The sequence below is a fragment of the Glycomyces buryatensis genome (genome assembly GCF_004912275.1).
Taxonomy (GTDB): Bacteria; Actinomycetota; Actinomycetes; order Mycobacteriales; family Micromonosporaceae; genus Glycomyces; species Glycomyces buryatensis.
This window is the reverse complement of record NZ_STGY01000041.1, coordinates 121,663-140,844: the sequence shown is the minus strand read 5'-3', so window position 1 is coordinate 140,844 and position 19,182 is coordinate 121,663. Positions and strand designations below refer to the sequence as shown.

General features: G+C 65.1%; 16 protein-coding genes and 1 tRNA gene. 9 read left to right on the top strand and 8 right to left on the bottom strand.

Annotation, left to right across the window (positions count from 1 at the left end; all coding sequences use genetic code 11):
* A partial coding sequence (locus FAB82_RS10350; protein ID WP_136534478.1) for a sialidase family protein occupies positions 1 to 2,070 on the top strand: 2,070 nt, incomplete at its 5' end.
* A gap of 586 nt (positions 2,071 to 2,656) precedes the next feature.
* Here the strand turns inward: FAB82_RS10350 and FAB82_RS10345 are convergent.
* Positions 2,657 to 2,920: a DUF4177 domain-containing protein gene (locus tag FAB82_RS10345; protein WP_136534459.1), complete on the bottom strand. Its 264-nt coding sequence runs from the start codon at positions 2,918 to 2,920 to the stop codon at positions 2,657 to 2,659.
* Between the two features lie 789 nt (positions 2,921 to 3,709).
* On the opposite strand from FAB82_RS10345, the gene FAB82_RS10340 reads away from it, so the two are divergent.
* Positions 3,710 to 5,164: a hypothetical protein gene (locus FAB82_RS10340; RefSeq protein ID WP_136534458.1), complete on the top strand. Its 1,455-nt coding sequence runs from the start codon at positions 3,710 to 3,712 to the stop codon at positions 5,162 to 5,164.
* A gap of 58 nt (positions 5,165 to 5,222) precedes the next feature.
* Here FAB82_RS10340 and FAB82_RS10335 read toward each other — a convergent pair whose 3' ends face one another.
* The gene (locus FAB82_RS10335; protein ID WP_211116499.1) at positions 5,223 to 5,777 is read right to left on the bottom strand and encodes an NUDIX domain-containing protein; all 555 of its coding nucleotides are present in this window, start codon (positions 5,775 to 5,777) and stop codon (positions 5,223 to 5,225) included.
* Positions 5,774 to 6,169, bottom strand: coding sequence for a UTRA domain-containing protein (locus FAB82_RS28865; RefSeq protein WP_168801525.1), 396 nt, complete (start codon positions 6,167 to 6,169; stop codon positions 5,774 to 5,776). The genes FAB82_RS10335 and FAB82_RS28865 overlap by 4 nt, the downstream gene beginning before the upstream one ends.
* Between FAB82_RS28865 and FAB82_RS27030 the strand changes: the two genes are divergently transcribed.
* Together FAB82_RS27030 and FAB82_RS10325 are read left to right on the top strand one after the other, a co-directional pair.
* A complete protein-coding gene (locus FAB82_RS27030; RefSeq protein WP_168801524.1) occupies positions 6,145 to 6,924 on the top strand; it encodes a replication initiator in 780 nt (259 codons plus the stop codon). The genes FAB82_RS28865 and FAB82_RS27030 overlap by 25 nt on opposite strands.
* The gene (locus tag FAB82_RS10325) at positions 6,921 to 8,144 is read left to right on the top strand and encodes a tyrosine-type recombinase/integrase (RefSeq protein WP_136534457.1); all 1,224 of its coding nucleotides are present in this window, start codon (positions 6,921 to 6,923) and stop codon (positions 8,142 to 8,144) included. The genes FAB82_RS27030 and FAB82_RS10325 overlap by 4 nt, the downstream gene beginning before the upstream one ends.
* A 68-nt stretch (positions 8,145 to 8,212) precedes the next feature.
* Here FAB82_RS10325 and FAB82_RS10320 read toward each other — a convergent pair.
* A tRNA-Val gene (locus FAB82_RS10320) sits at positions 8,213 to 8,287 on the bottom strand.
* 105 nt (positions 8,288 to 8,392) lie between these two features.
* Here FAB82_RS10320 and FAB82_RS10315 point away from each other — a divergent pair.
* The 5 genes from FAB82_RS10315 to FAB82_RS10295 all read left to right on the top strand — a co-directional run bounded on the left by FAB82_RS10315 (position 8,393) and on the right by FAB82_RS10295 (position 14,145).
* Complete coding sequence (locus FAB82_RS10315; RefSeq protein ID WP_281276888.1) at positions 8,393 to 9,163, top strand: DsbA family oxidoreductase; 771 nt, start codon at positions 8,393 to 8,395, stop codon at positions 9,161 to 9,163.
* A gap of 98 nt (positions 9,164 to 9,261) precedes the next feature.
* Positions 9,262 to 10,425, top strand: a complete 1,164-nt coding sequence (locus FAB82_RS10310) for a VLRF1 family aeRF1-type release factor (protein WP_136534455.1) — start codon at positions 9,262 to 9,264, stop codon at positions 10,423 to 10,425.
* 258 nt (positions 10,426 to 10,683) lie between these two features.
* Positions 10,684 to 12,111, top strand: coding sequence for an FAD-dependent monooxygenase (locus FAB82_RS10305; RefSeq protein ID WP_136534454.1), 1,428 nt, complete (start codon positions 10,684 to 10,686; stop codon positions 12,109 to 12,111).
* Between the two features lie 226 nt (positions 12,112 to 12,337).
* Positions 12,338 to 13,252, top strand: coding sequence for an endonuclease/exonuclease/phosphatase family protein (locus FAB82_RS10300; protein WP_136534453.1), 915 nt, complete (start codon positions 12,338 to 12,340; stop codon positions 13,250 to 13,252).
* 65 nt (positions 13,253 to 13,317) lie between these two features.
* A complete protein-coding gene (locus FAB82_RS10295; protein WP_136534452.1) occupies positions 13,318 to 14,145 on the top strand; it encodes an endonuclease/exonuclease/phosphatase family protein in 828 nt (275 codons plus the stop codon).
* Here FAB82_RS10295 and FAB82_RS10290 read toward each other — a convergent pair.
* The 4 genes from FAB82_RS10290 to acnA all read right to left on the bottom strand — a co-directional run bounded on the left by FAB82_RS10290 (position 14,132) and on the right by acnA (position 19,107).
* Entirely contained in the window at positions 14,132 to 15,217 is a 1,086-nt protein-coding gene (locus tag FAB82_RS10290) for an NAD(P)-binding domain-containing protein (RefSeq protein WP_211116504.1), read from the bottom strand. The two genes, FAB82_RS10295 and FAB82_RS10290, sit on opposite strands and share 14 nt — an antisense overlap.
* Positions 15,218 to 15,353: 136 nt before the next feature.
* Positions 15,354 to 15,812, bottom strand: coding sequence for a DUF3291 domain-containing protein (locus tag FAB82_RS10285; RefSeq protein WP_136534451.1), 459 nt, complete (start codon positions 15,810 to 15,812; stop codon positions 15,354 to 15,356).
* A 95-nt stretch (positions 15,813 to 15,907) separates the two neighbouring features.
* A complete protein-coding gene (locus FAB82_RS10280; RefSeq protein ID WP_136534450.1) occupies positions 15,908 to 16,315 on the bottom strand; it encodes a VOC family protein in 408 nt (135 codons plus the stop codon).
* A gap of 68 nt (positions 16,316 to 16,383) precedes the next feature.
* Entirely contained in the window at positions 16,384 to 19,107 is a 2,724-nt protein-coding gene (gene acnA / locus FAB82_RS10275; RefSeq protein ID WP_136534474.1) for an aconitate hydratase AcnA, read from the bottom strand.
* Positions 19,108 to 19,182: the final 75 nt, after the last annotated feature.

Genomic DNA, 19,182 nt, shown 5'->3' with positions numbered 1-19,182 from the left:
ACCGACCCCGTTGAGCCGCAACGCGTCTACGCCGCCGTCGGGACCTACACCAACGACTGGGATCCCACGCCGGGCGCCGTCCTCTACTCCGATGACTACGGCGACACCTGGGGCGCGGCCGAACTGCCGTTCAAGCAGGGCGGCAATATGCCCGGCCGGGGGATGGGCGAACGCTTGGCAGTAGATCCGGCCGACAATGCCGTCGTCTACCTCGGCACGCCGAACGGCAATGGCCTGTGGCGCTCGACCGATCACGGCCGCACTTGGGCCGAGGTGACCGCCTTTCCCAACCCCGGGAACTTCGTCATCACCCCCGGAGACCCGTACTCCGGCGACAACCAGGGCGTCATCTGGGTCGAGTTCGACCGGGACGGCCGGATCTTCGTGGGCGTCGCCGACCCCGACGACCCGCTCTATGTCTCCGCCGACCGGGGCGCGACCTGGCAGCCCGTCCCCGGTGCGGCCGAAGCCCTCGGCACCGCCGACGGCAACCGCACCATCCCGAAGCAGGCTGCGATCGACCACGAGAACGGGCATCTGTTCGTCGTCACCAGCTGGGACCCCGGCCCTTACAATGGCCCGCCCGCTGCCGGCAGAGGCGGCTCGATTCAGCGTCTGTCGCTTGCCACCGGTGAGTGGGCCGATGTCACCCCCGAATACGACCCCCTTGGGGCCATTCCCGGATTCGGCGGCCTCACCGTCGACCGGCAGCGTCCCGGGACCCTGATGGCCGCGACCGAGAACCACTGGTATCCCGACGAGATCATCTTCCGCTCAACGGATTCCGGTGCGACCTGGGAGACGAGCTGGGACTACGCCTGGGACGCGGACTACTCGTGGCCGCCGGAGCGCACTGACCGGTTCACCCTGGACCCCAGCGGAAGCGAGTGGTTGACGTTCGGCAAGGTCGATGACGGCCCGGCCTATGCGATCAAGCACGGCTGGATGATCGACACGCTGTCGATCGACCCGCACAATTCGGACCGGATCATGTGGATCGGCGGGACCATCTGGGGCACCGAGCAGTTGACAGCCTGGGACGCGCAGGGGCCGCTCGTAGGTTGGGATGAGTCGGCCGGGCACCAGGTGGCGCTGCCGATCGAGCGGTTCGACGTGGGCGTCCGCGTCGAGGGCATCGAGGAGACGGCGGTGCAGGACATCGCGGCGCTCGGCGGGACCCTGGTATCCGCGATGGGCGACCTCGGCGGTTTCGTACAGACCGACCTCGACCGGGCGGGCGTCATGATTCGCCACCCGAACTGGACGTCGGGCCGCAGCCTGGACTTCGCCGCGTTGGAACCCGACATCATCGTCGGCACCGGCGATGTCGAAGGCGATACCGATGGGCATGTGGGCGTCTCGATCGACCGCGGGGCGACCTGGATGACCACCGTTCGGCTTGAGGGCGTCGCGGGCGGGGGAAACGCGGGCACCGTCGCAGTCAGTGCCGACGGGGCGGTCATCGTCTGGTCCCCCGGCGACGGGTCGACCGTGCCGGTGTTCAGCACCGACCTCGGCCAGACGTGGACGCCCGTCGAGGGACTCCCCGCCGGAGCACTCGTGCGGTCCGATAGGGCCGACCCGAACCGCCTGTACGCCTTCGCCTCCGGCGTCTGCTACGCCAGCACGAACAGCGGCCGGGCCTTCGCCGCGACGGGAGCGAGCGGTCTGCCTTCCGAAGGGCCCGTGGAGTTCCGGGCGGTCCCCGGCAAAGCGAAGCACCTGTGGCTGGCCGGCGGCGAGGCCGACAAGACGTACGGCATGTGGCGCTCGGTCGACGGCGGCAGGACCTGGCGGCGGGTGCGCGACTTCGAGGAGGCCGACGCGGTCGGCTTCGGCAAAAGCCGCACCCGGTATGGCTACCCGGCGATCTACACCTCGGCGAAAGCCGATGGCGTACGCGGGATCTGGCGCTCGACCGACGAGGGCCGCAACTGGTCGCGGATCAATGATGATGCGCACCAGTGGGGCTGGACCGGCAAGGCGATCACCGGCGACCCCGACGTGTACGGCCGGGTCTACATCGCCACCAACGGCCGCGGCCTGATCTACGGCGACATCAGTGACTGACGCCACCCGGCCGCCCGCTACCGCTTTGGCTAGGTTCATGCCACGTAGTCGACCTGACCTCGGAACGGAGGAGGAGCTGGCCGGACTCCGGGCGCACTGAGGTCACCGCGGCGGTGAGCTCGTTGCCCTCCCTGTCGTACGTCGCCTGGACCAGGAAACTTGGATACGAGTCTTGTTCGGCCCGTTCGGGGGCGTACAAGTCTGTGACATGACACGGGTGCGGGTCGAACCCACATGTGAATACTTGCGGGGCTGCTGCCGATTGCGTCAGGCTGCCGGGCTGCGACCACATCCTCGAACGGGTGCGCTCAGAAGCGATTACCACATCATGGAGGGGCGATCTACCGGTCGACGCCGATCATCGGTGTGGAGACTTCATAACCAAACCCGCGGGTGACCAGTTGGCTCATAACCAAACCCGGATCATTTGGGACGAGATGTAACCGCCTGAATGTCCGGGTTATTTGGTTAGTGGGCGCTACAGGGATCGAACCTGTGACCACCTCGTTGTAAGTCAATAATTCGTGTCCTCTAGTGTCCGGTTTCGAAGGTGTTTGCGCTGCTAGAGGCCATTCTAGGACGGTGGCTAACGGTGGTTGTTGGTTGCTGTTGTCCGTTGTTGACCGCTGCTTTCGGCTCTGGATTCGGCTCTTGATAAGCGATGGAGCTTGCGGCGAAGGGTGACGCGATCTGAACGCCCGAATGCGAGGATGCTTTTAGGGTCGATCTGATCGACCTCCCACCCTTGCGCAGCGTAGTCATTGAGGATCTTGTCTCGTTTGCGCCGCTCTCTTGAGTTGCCCGCTGCCATCGGTACCTTGATGGTCTTGTACTCGTACCTGGTTCCCATGCCGATACACCTCCCGACATAAGCTCAACACATTGAGCCTGCATACGGGCCGGATGTGTACAGTTTTGAGCCATCCTCTTACGCTGCTGGAGCCTTGCCGTAGCCGACGCTTGCGGCGGCAAGTAGCCCGCTCCGATCCTTCGGTGGTGCCGCCGACCGCCACGGCATCGACCACAGGTGTCTCGGACGTCGTTCATTCGGCCTGTGTGAGAACGGAGCCGGAGTCTCGCGCAAGGAAAGCGTACGTATGTTCGAGACTCGCGACGCTCCCCACTATCCCGCTGTCGCTGCCCAGGCGCCCCTGCGCCCCGCCTGGCCTACTGGTGTCCGGCACTGGTCATTTCTATCCGGGCCTACTCGTTGGCGCCGCCGCCGGCCGCGGAACGGCCGAAGGCCGCATGCCCCGGCCGAGCGGCGAAGCGCCAGGGCGCGCTTGCGCGCCCCTTGATGATGTATAGAAAGTTTGAACACGCACGCCAAGGCCACCATCGAAGTAGGGGGCTCGGAATTCAAGAGGCGGCCCGGCCATGGGGATAGAGAGAATGCTGGCAAGTGGCACTAGGGGCGTCAAGGCAGGGTTAGCTACGCAGCTATTTAAAGCGAGCTCAAACCTTAAGGTCCTCGACCCCTGCCTATGGGTGTGCAACGAGCAAAAATCGGACATCGCGTCAAGAAGTGGGTTAAATAGAAATAGCGCAAAAATAGGCAAGTAGCTGGGGTGTGTGGTGAAGGAAATCATGCGATAATGGCCGAACAGCTTGCATTCACAGCCGGAAGATTGGTGTCACTATGAACCTTTACTTCTCAGAATACTTCGAAGTCGGAACGGACGCACTTAAAGAGTATGGTGCATTTGATATTAGCGTCGTATCCGACCTGCCGCTTTTTGTTGACCCCTTCCTGCTCTTCAATAGCGAAAATGATGAGTACCAGGCTTTGCATGGACAGATCATTGATTATCTGACATTTCTTCGATCAAAAACAGAAGAGAATCCTAATCATGATCTGCTTCGCAACCTGTATTGCTTTCAGGAAGTTAAGCAAAATTGGCTTGGATTCACGCTATTTGGCAACGGAGGAAGCGGCCTCGGCATGGATTTTGCGCGTTCTCTGAACGAATCCCTGGGATCCATTCTCAATAACTTTGGCCAAGAGCAAGTCACAGCTGGAACACACCTTGAAAAGCTGGCACTTATCAAATCGGGAGTCGGCCGAGACAATATCAGTGACTTCACCACGAATCTAATTAAGGATTATCTCCTTGAGTATACGCAGGAGTTTACAATCAGGCACGTCCCTGCGGCGAAGCAAGATCAATTTTGGGTGAGGCGCGCTCGGTTCAACTTTGAAACTGAGAGTTGGGAAACTCGGCGCTATATTCTTCCCAAGCTCGGATCTGACTTTGTCTTGCTAACGCCTCAGGATATATTGACCCGAGATGAATCTTGGATCAATAAGGGCGACATGTTCAGGAACTTTGAGAGAATTCCGGCAGCAATCGAAGACGAGTCACTCAGGGCTCAGGTGAATAACTATCTGTGGAAGAGATTGAGTCGAAAATCGACCAAAGAAGAAAAGAAGACTGTCGCCCAAGCAGTATTTCGGCAGTTTCCTGAGCTCATCGACTACTACATCAGATCTCGCGAAATCAACGGAAGAGAGGCTTCTCATTCCAGCAGTATGCGGGTAGATGACGTACATCAAGTACTCGTCGCTCAGCTTAAGCAAGCAATCGCCGATTTGAGTGCGAGAACAGATTTCTATCAAAAACCCTGGACGAGCCTTGAAGAATCCCTAGAGCGAGTGAAGGTATTCAAGGACTACGTGGAAAATAAGGACGGCTACAAGCTCATCAATAGGAAAGGGAAACCCTTTTCTCGCGAAGAAGAAGTTCAACTATTCTTTGGACTCCTGTGGTGCATGACGGAGTTTGATGTAAATCGTGAACCAAATAACGGTCGCGGGCCAGTTGATTTTAAGATCAGCTACGGTTCTGGCGATAAATCTCTGATTGAGTTCAAGTTGGCAAGCAACAGCCACCTAAAGCGAAACCTGGAGAAGCAGGTTGAGATTTACAAGAAGGCGAACAATACAAATAAGGCTGTCAAGGTCATAATATGTTATTCTAGAGCTGATGAAATTAAAGTGGCTAATATTCTTCGAGTTCTCAATCTGACCGGGGACCCATATGTAATAGTCGTTGATGCGCGGAACGACAATAAGCCCTCGGCTTCCAAAGCCTGATTCGGGTTCGGCATTCTCTCTTCATTGTGAGGTTTCACAACCGGCAGTGTTGTTGCCATTAGAGTCTATGCAACATGAGGAGCCCATAGGCCGCGATTGACGAGTCGTCCGTGATCTCGCAGGTGCGGATCATCTCTTCGACTTCGGCTCGGCTGAACCACTTTTGGACCATGTCTTGCTCTTCGATTTCGCGGTCCGGGTCGCCGTGCTCGAGTTCGGACGCCAGGAAGATGTGGAAGCCCTGGCTGCTGATTCCCTTGGCGCAGTGGAGGAATCCAAGGTGCTCTAGCTTCGCTGCCGAGAGGCCAGTCTCTTCCCTCAGCTCTGCCCTTGCAAGCTCTTCGGGGGTGCCCTCGACACCATGGGAGAAGGTGCCTTGCGGGAATTCCCAGCTTCGAGCCTGGACCGGGTATCGGTACTGTTCAACGAGCCAGTATCCGTCGGCTTCCTGCGGGATGACCAGGGCGAAGTCGGGCTTGTCGATGACGGAGTAGATGCCCTTAGATCCGTCGTGCCGCTCGATCTCATCTTCGCGAATGGTGATGTACGGAGTCTGGTAGGCAATCTTGGTGGCGACTTGCTTGATCGCAGGTTCGCGGTCATCCTTGGTCACAGCCGACCTCCGAATCGGTAGACCAAGTCGTGTCGATCGCCGACGATGGTCCTGTTGGTCACTTCCATGATTCGCTCTCGCTGGTTGTAGCAGCGTCGCCAGGTTACGAGGACCGGCTGGCTCGCATCAACCTCTAGAGCCTCTTGTTCCTGGGGCCGTGGAAGTCTGCACGAGACCGACTCCTCGAACATCAGGACATGGCCCTTCTCCTCGAAACGGGAGTAGAGGCCTCCCGGTCCGGTGTTCACCTGCTTGAGGTTGGGAAATTCCTCGATCGTCTCAGGGGGGAGCCAGGTAGTCGACATCTGGAACGGAGGGTCGCCGACCACACCTTGAAGGCGTGCGCGTTGGAGTAGAGGGGCACCCGTTGGAACGGCTAGCCATCGCGCCAACTCGCAAGGTCGCCGAATACCAGCGGCGCGGCATGGTCCACTTCCACGCCGCCGTCCGCCTCGACGGCGCTGCGGGTGCGGAAGCGGCTCCTCCCCGGTGGGCTTCAAAAGAGGTGCTGGCAGAAGCGATCCGAGCTGCTGCGGCTTCGGTCTCGGTCACCACCGCTCGCAAGGACGGGTCGGGCCTCGTACTCGAGTTCGGCCGGCAGTTGGATGTCCGGGACATCGCCGGGTCCGCCGATGCCGGCCAAACCGAAGAGGACTCGGCGCGGGTCGCTGCCGAGCGGGTCGCCTCGTACGTGGCGAAGTACGCCACCAAGTCGACAGGAACTCATGACGGACCGGACCGGCGGATCCGCTCCGCGGCCGATATCGAGGAGTTGCCGATCTCGGCGCATCACAAGGCGATGATGCGCACCGCGTGGGAGCTTGGCGGCCTGGAGGCCTTCGCCGAGCTGAACTTGCGGCGGTGGGCGTACATGCTCGGCTTCCGCGGCCACTTCCTTACCAAATCCCGCGCCTGGTCGACCACGCTCGGGGAACTGCGCGCGATCCGATCCCGCTACCGCCTCGCCGAGATCCTCGCCGAGCTGGAGACCACCGAGGAGGCGGTACTAGTCGTCAACGACTGGGAAGCAGTCGGCTTTGGACACGACAACGACGCCGAGCGCGAAGTAGCCCAAGCGATCGCTGAAGCAATGATCCAAAGCAGACAGTCTAAGAGAGACGCGCATAGGCAGGACGATAAGCGATGACCGAGGGGAAGGAGAACACGAAGGGCCGGACTCGGAAGCAGGCACGTCGCGGCGACGGCTCGATCTACTGGGACGAGGCCAACGGATGCTATGTCGGCTCGATCTCCTTGGGCTACAAGCCGGACGGGTCCCGGCTGCGTCCGAGCGTCCGCGGCGCAACGATGAAGGAAGTTCGCGCCAAGCTCAAGGAGCTGAAAGAGGACTACGACGATGGCATCGAGCTCGGCGACAAGTACGCCGTCGAGCAGGCCGCCCGCGACTGGCTGGAGCGAAAGCTGAGCGGTCGCGCACCGGCGACGATTGAGCGAAAGACAACCGAGGTCGAGAAGTACATCATCCCGAGACTCGGCAAGGCCAAGCTGAAGCGGCTCACGCCGGACGACGTCGATGACTTCATGGTGAGTCTGACGAAGAAGGGGCTGCGAACCCCCACGATCACGATGATTTTAGGGACGCTTCGCCGCATCATCCGACACGCAGAGTCCCGCAACAAGGTCCGGCGCAACGTTGCGATGCTCGTGGACGCACCTGAGGGGAAGGAAAGCCGGCAGAGCAAGTCGCTCACCCTCGACCAGGCCAAAGCGGTTCTCAAAGCGAGCCAAGGCAAGTGGATTCACGCCTACATCGCGCTCTCGATATTCACCGGAGTGCGCACCGAAGAGTCGCGGCCCCTGAAGTGGGAGAACACGCACCTCAACCCGGTCAAGGATGAGACCTGCTCGTGCGGGCGCGTCCACCCGGAAAACCTTCCACCCCACGTGGTGGTCTGGCGGTCGGTTCGCAAGAGGGGCGAAACCAAGACGCTCAAGAGCCGCCGCACAGTCGGTCTCCCCGACTTCATCGTGGAGATCCTGACCGCGTACCAGGTCGAGCAGCGAAAGCGGCGCGAGCGGAATGGGTACAAGTCCGAGGGCATCGTCTACGTCTTCGGGACTCGGTACGACACGGTGATGGAGGCGCGGAACGTGCGGCGGTTCTTCCGGTCGGTCACTGAGCTAGCCGGGATTCCGGGGGAGTGGACAACACGGGAGCTTCGGCACACCTTCGTCTCACTCATGTCAGACCAGGGCGCTTCGGATGAACTGATCGCGGATCTCGTCGGCCACGCCAAAACGAGCACGACTCGAACCGTCTATCGTCACCAGCTTCGACCGGTCATCACCACGGGTGCTGAGCTGCTTGATAAGGCGTTCGGGAAGGGGTTCCTCGATGAGGGTTGAGTCCGAGATCGGCTCTTGATCTGGCTCTTTTCGGCCCCTGGCGGATTCCCCGTCGGGGGCCTTCGTGCTGGTGGGCGCTACAGGGATCGAACCTGTGACCACCTCGTTGTAAGCGAGGTGCTCTACCGCTGAGCTAAGCGCCCTCAGACGCGCGAGTAGGTCGCGCCGAGCGTGACAAAGGGTACCTGAACGTGCGGTTGGGCGCGAGTGCAGGGCTGGCGTCTCGGGTCGGGTGATCGGGCCCGAAGTTGCGCAGGTCATGGAATGCGGGTTTCTTACGGGGCGTTGTTCAGGGCGTGACTGAGCAAAAAATGCGTGTTGACATCTGGTCCGACATCGCCTGCCCGTGGTGCTACGTCGGCAAGGCCCGCTTCGACAAGGCCGTGTCGCAGTTCGCGAACGGCGACCAGGTCGAGGTCCGCCACCGTTCGTTCGAACTCGACCCCGGGCGGGCGCCCAACGACATCGCGCCCGTCGTGCCGATGATCGCCGAGAAGTACGGCATCAGCGTGGCCCAGGCGCAGGCCAACGAGTACAAGCTCGGTGATCTCGCCAGCGCTGAAGGCCTGGAGTACCAGACCGAGGGCCGCGACCACGGCAGCACCTTCGACCTGCACCGGATCCTCCACTTCGCCGCCGAGAAGGGGCTGGAGGCCGAGGTCTGGGAGGCGTTCTACCGCGCCAACTTCGCCGAGGAGGCCTCGCTGTACGACTGCGGGCGCATCGTCGAGGTCGCCGTAGCGGCCGGGCTCGACAAGGACGAGGTCACCGCCGTCCTGGAGGACCCCGCGGCCTACCGCGAGGCCGTCAAGGCCGACGAGGCCGAGGCGGCCGCGCTGGGAGCGAACGGCGTCCCCTTCTTCGTCATCGACGGCAAGTACGGCGTCTCCGGCGCCCAGCCCACCGAGGTGTTCGGTGAGATCCTCGACAAGGCCTGGGGCGAGCGGAAGCCCGCCATCATCACCGTCGCCGGTACCGACGACGCCGAGGCCTGCGGCCCCGACGGCTGCGCCATCTGACCCGACGCTTTCCATCAGGCAGGGCGGCCAATCCTTCCCCTGCGGACCGCTTCGGGAATATCCTGAGGCGAATTCCACTCAACGAAGAGGAGGCCGCCATGCCGATGGACCGCGAGACACGATTGCGCCTGGTCAAGCTGCGCGACGATTCTGGCGTGCTCTCGCTCTACGTCAATGCCGACCCCCGCCAAGAGGGGTCGCAGCCGCCCTGGAAGACCCGGCTCGACCAGGGCCTGAAACACCTGCAGGAGTCGGTCGACAACGGCACCCGCGCAGCCCTGGGCAACCGGCTCCACTCCATGGAGTTGGAGCTCGAACGCCTCGTCAACCCCGGATCGCCCGGCATCGGACGGGCCCTGTTCGTCGCCCTCTCGGACGGCGAGACCTTCTCGGTCGAGATGCAGACGCCCCTGACCGACCGCGTCGCCCTCGCTCCCCGCTCCCACCTCGCACCCATGTTCGACGCCTGGGCCGAAGGTTCACCCGTGGGCATCGCGGTCGTCGACGGCAAGGGGATGCGCATTCTGGACAGCCGCTTCGGCCGCTGCGAGGAGATCTCCGGGCTCTCCTTCTCCCTCGACACCGCCGAATGGCGGATCATGAAGGGCCCCAGTGCATCCCACAGCGCCTGGGGCGGGCGCGACGGGTACATCTCGTCCAATCAGCACGACCTGTTCGACTTCCGCGTCGCCGAGCACCTCGCCAAGTTCCTCTCCGCCGCCCACCCGGTGCTGGAGGAGCACGTGATGAACTTCGGCTGGGAGTTCCTGGTCCTCACGGGCGAACCCGAACTGGTCGAGGCGACCTCGAAGGACCTGCTCAACGGCGTGAAGTCCGAAGTGGTGGCGTCGAAGCTGGTGCTCAGCCAGGCCACGCCGGCCCAGATCGAGGAAGCGCTGGCCCCCGAGATGGCCCGGGCCCGGCTGGCCCGGGACCGGAAGCTGGCCGCGGACTTCGCCGAGGCCCCGCCGCGGGCCGCGCTCGGCTCGGAGGCCGTGCTGGAGGCGCTACAGGCCGGTCGGGTCGACCGGCTGCTGCTCGAACGCGACTCCGCCTGGAGCGGGCGGCGCATTCCGGCCGGGATCGTCCTGGCCGACACCATCGCGCCCGACCCGAACCTGGCGGACGCGATCGCCGAGGCCCAGCTGGGGGAGGCCATGATCGAGCTGGCGCTGTCCTCGGACGCGACCGTCTCGGTCCTGGGGGAGGACGTCAGGCTGTCGGAGAAGGCCGAGGGGGTCGGCGCGTTCTTGCGTTGGTGACCCCTCTTGATCGATTAGGTTAGCCTATGCTAAGTTCATCTCGGTAGCACAGCTTAGGGCCGCGGGTTTCTCACCTCCCGCGGCCCTGGTGCTTTTTCCGGAGGCGTTCGCCCCCTCTTGCCCCGCTCTCCGCTTCGTGTGTCTCGGATCATTCAACGTCATGCTCCGCAACGACTTCCGTCGTGCGCCGCCGGATGTTACCGTAAATTCAACGGATGATGAATTAAAGAGTTCCCACCCACCCCGAGGGAGACGGCCATGTCCGAGTACGCGGAAGACCAGAAGTCTCAAGTCATCGTCGTCGGCGCCGGTCCCACCGGACTCCTGCTCGCCGGCGACCTCGCCGAGGCCGGCGTCGACGTCACCGTCCTGGAGAAGCGCGGTGCCGAACTGTCCAATCTCTCCCGCGCCTTCGCCGTGCACGCCCGCACCCTCGAGGTCCTCGACGCCCGCGGCCTCGCCGATGAGTTGTTCGCCAAGGGCGGCAACAAGGTCGAGAGGCTCGGCCTGTTCGGCAGGGCCCAGGTGAACATGAGCGGGCTCGATTCGCGATTCCCCTACCTGCTCATGACCCCGCAGTACCAGGTCGAAGAGGTGCTGCGCGACCGCGCCCTCAGGGCCGGGGCAGCCATCCTCTACGGCCGCGAGGTCACCGGCATCGACCAGCGGGACGGGATCGTCACCGTCCACACCGACGAGGGCGAGCGCACCGCCGCGTACGTCGTGGGCACCGACGGCGTCCACTCGGCGGTCCGGCGGGCCATCGATGTCCCCTTCCCCGGCGAGGCGGTCCTGAAATCGATCATGCTCGCCGACGTGAAGCTCGACCGCCCGCCGAAGCGGAGCCCCGCGATCGACGCGGGCGACGGCGCATTCTGCTTCGTCGCGGACTTCGCCGACGGCTACTGGCGCATCATCGCCTGGAACCGCCGCGACCAGCAGCCCGACGACGCGCCCGTCGAGATGGAGGAGCTCAAGGAGGCGCTGCGGTTCTCCTTCGGCGACGACTTCGGGATGCGCGACGCCCGCTGGGTCTCCCGCTTCCACTCCGACGAGCGCCAGGCCCCGACCTACCGCAAGGGCAATGTCTTCATCGCGGGCGACGCCGCCCACTGCCACTCCCCGGCGGGCGGCATGGGCATGAACACCGGACTCCAGGACGCGGCCAACCTCTCCTGGAAGCTCGCCGCCGTCCTGCGCGGCGCCGACCCGTCGCTGCTCGACACCTTCGAAGGCGAGCGCCACCCGGTCGGCGAGGCCGTGCTCCGCACCAGCGGCGCCATGGTCCGCGCCGCGGCCGGCCGATCCCGGGTCGGCCGCCTGCTGCGCACGGTCGCCCTGTCGACGGTGGTGCGGCTGGGGCCCGTCATGGCGAAGATGGCCGGCCAGATCAGCGGCATCGCCATCCACTACGGACACGGCGTCGGCGAGCACCGCGAGGTCGGTCGCCGTGCCCGCGACACCGACCTGGTCGGCGGCAAGCGCCTCTACGAGCGCTTGCGCGGCGGCAGGTTCGTGGTGCTCGACAGCGCGGGGGAGTTCGACGGCGAGCACGTGGTGGACGAGGCGCCGACCGAGTCCGACGGACTGGCCCGCGTGATCCGCCCCGACGGCTACATCGGTTGGGCCGGAACCGATGACCCCGAGGCGATCCGCGGATACCTCGCGGCCCACGCCGGGAAATGACCACCGGGAAACACCCGACGGCGGCGAGCTCGGCTCGCCGCCGTCACCACGTCCGGAGCACTGCCGCTTTAGGACGAGGATGCGCCCTCCCCGACCACCCGGGGAGGGCGTTTTCATGCGCGCCAACGTGAATTAGCGAAGCATTCACGTACTGTCGGTTGTCATTCAGTCGCTTTTGTCGTGAACTTGCTATCCCATCGCCTTCCTCCTGAGATATAGAGGTTTCATGACGAAGATCCTTAGTCGACGGAACGTAATCGGAGCGAGCCTCGCCCTCGGTGCCACCGTCGTAGCGAACACCGCCTTCACCGGAACCGCCCACGCCCAGGACACCGCCAGCGGACCCCTCATCGGAGCTCCCGACGGCGACCGGATCCACCTGCTCACCTTCAACATCCGCTACGAGGGCGGCGACGCCTCGCCCCACACCTGGGACGAGCGCCGACCGCTCGTCGCCACCGTCCTCAAGCGAGAGAAGCCCACCATCCTGTTCACTCAGGAGGGCCTCTACGGCCAGCTCCAGGACGTCCTCGCCGACGTCCGCGGCTTCGACTGGATCCACCTGGGGCGCACCGGCGGCAGCAAGAGCGAGGCCACCGCGATCTACTGGAACACCAAGCGGCTCAAGGTCCTCGAATACGACCACCAGTGGCTCTCCGACACCCCGTACCTCATCGGCTCCAAGGGCTGGGGCAATAACGTCGTGCGGATGCTCACCTGGATCCGCTTCGAGGACCTGGAGACCGGCAAGGACTTCTACACGGTCAACAACCACTTCGACCACCAGTCGGAGGACTCGCGCCAGAAGGGCGCCCAGATGAACCTCGACGTCATGTCCCAGTGGACCTCCCCGGTCATCACCGCCGGCGACTTCAACCAGCTCCCCGAGACCCCGACCTACCAGATCCTCACCGACGGCGGACTCGTCGACACCATGCTGGCCGCCGAAGAACAGGTCACCCCCGTCTACGGCACCTGGAACGGCTGGGACCCCGTCCCCAGCGAGGAGGCCCGCCGCATCGACTGGATCATGACCAGCCCCGACATCCGCATCCACCAGGCCGCCGTCAACACCTACTCCGAGGACGGCCTGACCCCCTCCGACCACTACCCGGCCCAAGCCCTGATCTCCCTCCCGTGAACGGCCGGGCGGCCGTCTTCGAGAAGTCCTCGCATGACGGCCGCCCGCCGGTTATCGTCTCGACCATGAGCGACCCGGAGAAACCGCTGATCGGACCGGCCGACGCACCGTACCTGCACGTCATGACCTACAACCTGCGCTCCGCCACCGGCCAGGCCCCGCAGTCGTGGTGGAAGCGGCGCCCGCTGGTGCAGGGCCTCATCGCGCGCGAGCGGCCCACCGTCCTTTGTACCCAGGAGGGCCGCTACCGGCAACTGCTCGAACTCCGCGCCGACCTGGACGGCTACGACTGGATCCACCTGGGGCGCGGGGGCAGCTCCCGCAGCGAATCGACCGCGGTGTTCTGGGAATCGGCCCGGCTCGCCCCCGTCGAATACGACCATCTGTGGCTCTCGCGCCATCCCAACGTGGTCGGCTCCCGCAGCTGGGGCAGCCGCACGGTCCGCATGCTCACCTGGATCCGGTTCGAGGACAAGGAAACCGGCGCCGATTTCCACATTGTCGACAACCACCTCGACCACCGATCCGAACGCGCCCAACGCAAGGGCGCGGAGATCAACCGCGACGTCGTGGCCCGCTTCCGCTCACCGGCGATCGTGGCGGGGGACTTCAACTGCGAACCCAGCTCCAAGCCCTACAAGGTTCTGACCGGCGCCCGACGCCACGGCGCGGGCCTCACCGACGCCTGGAACCTCGCCGAGGAACGCCTCACCCCGGAATGGGGCACCTTCAACCGCTGGAAGACCGAGCCGGTCGAAGGCAAGGACCGCATCGACTGGATCCTGGTCCAGTCGGGCGTGAAGGTCCACCAGATCGGCGTGAACACCTACGCGGCCGACGGTGTCACGCCCTCCGACCATTGGCCGCTCCAGGCGCTCGTCAGCCTCGAATGACCGCCCGAGGTGCGGGCGCCTCCTCGGTCAGCAGCGCCCGGATCTCCCTGACCGCCGCCCTCCCCGCGCGATTCGCGCCGATCGTGCTCGCCGAAGGCCCGTATCCGACGAGATGGACACGGGGATCGGCCGCCACCCGCGTCCCGTCCATGACGATCCCGCCGCCGCTGCCCCGCAGCGCCAGCGGCGCCAGGTGATCGAGCGAGGCACGGAAGCCGGTGGCCCAAAAGATGACGTCGACCGGCATGATCGAACCGTCCTCCGTCACCGGTCCGGCCGGTTCGATGCGGTCGAACACCGGATTCGCGGCGAGGATCCCGGCCTCCCGCGCCGCCTGGATCTCGGGCGAGAGCGGAATGCCGGTGACACTGATGACGCTGCGGGGCCGCAGCCCGCGGCGCACGCGGTCCTCGACCATCGCGACGGCCTCACGGCCCCGGTCGGGATTGAACTCGCCGTCTCGCCACAGCGGCGGCCGACGGGTGAACCAGTGCGTGGCCTCGGCGTACGGATGGATCTCCAACAGGTGCTGAACGGCGGAGATGCCGCCGCCCACGACGGCGACGCGTTGGCCCTCGAACTCCCATGGTCCGCGGTACTGAGCGGTGTGGAGCTGGCGGCCGGCGAAGGTCTCCTGACCGGGGTAGCGGGGCCAGAAGGGCCGGTACCAGGTGCCGGTGGCATTGATGAGGGCGCGGGCGATCCAGGTGCCGCGATCGGTGGCGACTTCGAGGCGACCGTCCTGGCGCGACCGGACGGACCGCACCGAGACGGGCCGCTGCACGCGCAGATCGAAGTGGCGCTCGTATTCGGCGAAGTAATCGGAGATGACGCCGGAGACGGGCGTTCGAGGATCGGGCTCTGGAACGGACATCCCGGGAAGCTGGTACACCCCGTTGACGGTCTTGAAGGTGAGCGTCGGCCACCGGAACTGCCAGGCGCCTCCCGCATGGGGCGAGTGGTCCAGGACGACGAAGTCCGTCCCGGGCTCGAAGTGCCGCCGCAGGTGATAGGCGGCCGCGAGACCGGCCTGGCCGGCCCCGATCACGACGACCTCGACTTCGCGCTCCATTTCCAGTTCAACCGCCTTGGCGCACCGAGGATTCCGCCCGGTGAGGCCGATCACCGGGAGGGTCTTGAACACCCGTTAGTCCGCGGGTGGCGGGAACGCCGGACAGCCCGGGCAGCACGAGACCACCGGAGCACCGTTAGTCCGCGGGGGACGGGAACAGGTCGCGCATGGTGAACGCCTCGGGCGTGGGGCCCTTCTCCCGCAGGATCGTCAGTCGCTTCTCGGCTTCCTCCGGCGTCGGACGATGCCCGGCGGGGACCCACCACATCGCCGCGTACGGCTCCGTCAGGCGTTCGAAGAACTCGCGGCGGCGCTGCAGGATCGCGCGGTGATCGGGACCGTAGACGTAGGCGTTCAGCGTCTCCGGAGAGGTCCACACCGACATGTTGAGAATGAGCCACTCGTCGCCGAAGACCCGGAAGTCGGTGGCGGAGGCCCCGCCCTCGTCGACCAGCCGCCACACGAACCCCTCGGCGGCGTCGGCGACCGCGTTGACAGCGTCGAGATTGGACACGAAGCCGTGCATCTGAGGGGTGTCGAGCGGAGCGAGCATGCGCCCGATGTTCACTTGCGCCAATTGATAAGAGGAGGCCATATACCGAGCCTGACAGGGGTGCGACCCGTTCGTCAACGCCGATCGCAGAACCCAGTCGACTGGGTTTTCGAGAGCGGTTTTCGAGAGCGCTCGCCTCAATCCAAGGGGGACATGAACTCCAGGCGGTTGCCGAAGGGGTCGTGGGTGTGGAAGCGGCGGTAGCCGATGAAGTCCTCATCCCAGACGACCTCGTGCCCCGCCCAGGAAAGGCGCGCGCTCAGGCCGTCGAGGTACCCCGTCAGGATGCCCGGATGTGCCTTCCGGGCGGGCACATGATCGGCCTCGACGCCCAGGTGGATCTCCAGCGCGTCGGTGCGCAGCCACAGGCCGCCCCGCTTGGCGAGCTCCGGCGGCTTCTGCACCTCGGTCATGCCGAGGTTGCCGACGTAGTACGCACGCGCCTCGTCCTCCGTGCCCGGAGGGATGGCGATCTGAACGTGGTGCAGGGAGTAGCTGAACGGGGAGGTGCCGCGCGGGTCGCGGTACCTGGCGGCGTCTGACATGGGGTTCTCCTAGGGATGGAACGGGAATGGGGCGGGCCCGCAGGCCCGCCCCTCTCCGTAATTCTGGCTTACTTGGCGAGCAGGCCCCGCAGGACGTACTGGAGGATGCCGCCGTTGCGGTAGTAGCTGGCCTCGCCCGGGGTGTCCAGGCGGACCACGGCTTCGAAGGCCGTCTCGGTGCCGTCGGCCGCGACCGCCTTGACCGACACCGTCTCCGGGATGCGGTCATTGATCTCGGTCATGCCGGTGATGGAGATGGTCTCATCGCCGTGGAGGCCCAGGCTCTGGTGCGACTCGCCCTCCGGGAACTGGAGCGGGAGGACGCCCATGCCGATGAGGTTCGAGCGGTGGATGCGCTCGTACGACTCGGTGATGACGGCCTTGACGCCCAGCAGCCGGGTGCCCTTGGCGGCCCAGTCGCGGCTCGAACCGGTGCCGTACTCCTTGCCGGCGAAGACCACCAGCGGCGTGCCGGAGGCGGCGTAGTTCTGGGCCGCTTCGTAGATGGTCGAGACCGGGGCCTCGGCCTGCGTGAAGTCGCGGGTCCAGCCGCCCTCGGTGCCCGGTGCGAGCTGGTTGCGCAGGCGGATGTTCGCGAAGGTGCCGCGGACCATGATCTCGTGGTTGCCGCGGCGCGAGCCGTAGGAGTTGAAGTCGCGCGGGCCGACGCCCTGCTCCTCCAGGTACCTGCCGGCGGGCGAGTCGGCCTTGATCGACCCGGCGGGGGAGATGTGGTCGGTGGTGACCGAGTCGCCGAGCTTGGCGAGCACCCGCGCGCCCGTGATGTCCTCGATGGCCGCCGGGGTCTCCGGCATGCCCTCGAAGTAGGGCGCCTTGCGCACGTAGGTCGACGCGTCGTCCCACTCGAAGGTGTTGCCGGTCGGGATCGGCAGGCTCTGCCAGGTCTCGTCGCCGTCGAACACGGAGGCGTACTCGCGCAGGAACATGTCGCGGCCGATATTGCCGTCGACGACCTCGCGGATGTCCTCGGACGAGGGCCAGATGTCGCGCAGGAACACGTCCTGGCCGTCCTTGCCCTGGCTGATCGGGTCGGTCGTGAGGTTCACGTCCATCGAGCCGGCGAGCGCGTAGGCCACCACCAGCGGCGGGCTGGCCAGGTAGTTCATCTTGACGTCCGGGTTGATCCGGCCCTCGAAGTTGCGGTTGCCCGACAGGACGGCCGAGACGGCGAGGTCGCCGGCCTGGACCGCCGCCGAGGTCTCCTCGGGAAGCGGGCCGGAGTTGCCGATGCAGGTGGTGCAGCCGTAGCCGACCAGGTTGAACCCGAGCTTGTCGAGGTACGCCGAGAGCCCGGCGCGGGTCAGGTAGCCCGTGACGACCTGCGAGCCCGGCGCGAGCGAGGTCTTCACCCACGGCTTGGTCAGCAGGCCCGCCTCGACGGCGTTCTTGGCGAGGAGCCCGGCGCCGACCATGACGTACGGGTTGGAGGTGTTGGTGCACGAGGTGATCGCGGCGATGACGACCGCGCCGTGGTCGAGCTCGAATTCACCGACCTCGGACTTGACCGTCTGCGGGTTGTGCGGGCGGTCGCCGTCGTTGGGCTTCTCGGCCGGGGCGTCGGAGGCCGGGAAGGTCTCCTCGCCGGCCTCGGTGTGCACGTAGTTCGCCACGTCGCGGCGCCACTGGTGGGCGGCGTTGTCGAGCTGGATGCGGTCCTGCGGGCGCTTGGGCCCGGCGATCGAGGGCACCACGGTCGACAGGTCGAGTTCGAGGTACTCGGAGTACTGGGCCTCCTTCGCCGGGTCGTGCCACATGCCCTGGGCCTTGGCGTAGGCCTCGACGAGCGCGATCTGCTCCTCGGTGCGGCCGGTCAGGCGCAGGTATTCGACGGTGCGCTCGTCGACCGGGAAGATGCCGCAGGTGGAGCCGAACTCGGGCGCCATATTGCCGAGCGTGGAGCGGTCGGCCACCGGCACGGCGCCGACGCCCTCGCCGTAGAACTCGACGAACTTGCCGACGACGCCGTGGTCGCGGAGCATCTCGGTGATGGTGAGGACCAGGTCCGTCGCCGTGGTGCCGGGCGCGAGGTCGCCGGAGAGCTTGAACCCGACGACGCGCGGAATGAGCATCGAGATGGGCTGGCCGAGCATGGCCGCCTCCGCCTCGATACCGCCGACGCCCCAGCCGAGCACGCCGATGCCGTTCTCCATCGTGGTGTGGGAGTCGGTACCGACGCAGGTGTCGGGGTAGGCGACGCCCCCGCGGGTCATGACGACGCGGGCCAGGTGCTCGATATTGACCTGGTGGACGATGCCGGTGCCGGGCGGGACGACCTTGAACTCGTCGAAGGCGGTCTGGCCCCAGCGCAGGAACTGGTAGCGCTCGCGGTTGCGCTCGTATTCGCGTTCGACGTTGCGCTTGAACGAGTCGGGGTGACCGAAGAAGTCGACGATCACGGAGTGGTCGATGACCATCTCGGCGGGCGCGAGCGGGTTGATCTGGCTCGGGTCGCCGCCGAGGTCGCGCACGGCCTCGCGCATGGTGGCGAGGTCGACCACGCAGGGCACACCGGTGAAGTCCTGCATGATGACGCGGCCGGGCGTGAACTGGATCTCGGTGCTGGGCTTGGCCTTCGGGTCCCAGGAGCCGATGGCGCGAATGTGGTCGGCGGTGATGTCCGCACCGTCCTCATTGCGCAGCAGGTTCTCCAACAGGACCTTGAGGCTGAAGGGCAGCCGGTCGTGCCCTTCTACCTTGTCGATGCGGAAGATGTCGTATTCGTTTTCGCCGACCCGGAGGGCTTCGCGGGCGCCGAAGGAGTCCGTACTCACCATAAGTACTCCCGATTCTGATCTGAGTTGTCGGTTCTCAGTCTGCCGCAACAACGGGGGCCGGGGACGCAGGTC

Coding starts and splice junctions, on each gene's coding strand:
- FAB82_RS10325 (WP_136534457.1), top strand. CDS start 6,921: ATGACCGAGGGGAAGGAGAACACGAAGGGCCGGACTCGGAAGCAGGCA.
- FAB82_RS10295 (WP_136534452.1), top strand. CDS start 13,318: ATGAGCGACCCGGAGAAACCGCTGATCGGACCGGCCGACGCACCGTAC.
- FAB82_RS10345 (WP_136534459.1), bottom strand. CDS start 2,920: ATGGGAACCAGGTACGAGTACAAGACCATCAAGGTACCGATGGCAGCG.
- FAB82_RS10310 (WP_136534455.1), top strand. CDS start 9,262: ATGCCGATGGACCGCGAGACACGATTGCGCCTGGTCAAGCTGCGCGAC.
- FAB82_RS10300 (WP_136534453.1), top strand. CDS start 12,338: ATGACGAAGATCCTTAGTCGACGGAACGTAATCGGAGCGAGCCTCGCC.
- FAB82_RS10280 (WP_136534450.1), bottom strand. CDS start 16,315: ATGTCAGACGCCGCCAGGTACCGCGACCCGCGCGGCACCTCCCCGTTC.
- FAB82_RS10290 (WP_211116504.1), bottom strand. CDS start 15,217: ATGGAGCGCGAAGTCGAGGTCGTCGTGATCGGGGCCGGCCAGGCCGGT.
- FAB82_RS10305 (WP_136534454.1), top strand. CDS start 10,684: ATGTCCGAGTACGCGGAAGACCAGAAGTCTCAAGTCATCGTCGTCGGC.
- FAB82_RS10285 (WP_136534451.1), bottom strand. CDS start 15,812: ATGGCCTCCTCTTATCAATTGGCGCAAGTGAACATCGGGCGCATGCTC.
- FAB82_RS10340 (WP_136534458.1), top strand. CDS start 3,710: ATGAACCTTTACTTCTCAGAATACTTCGAAGTCGGAACGGACGCACTT.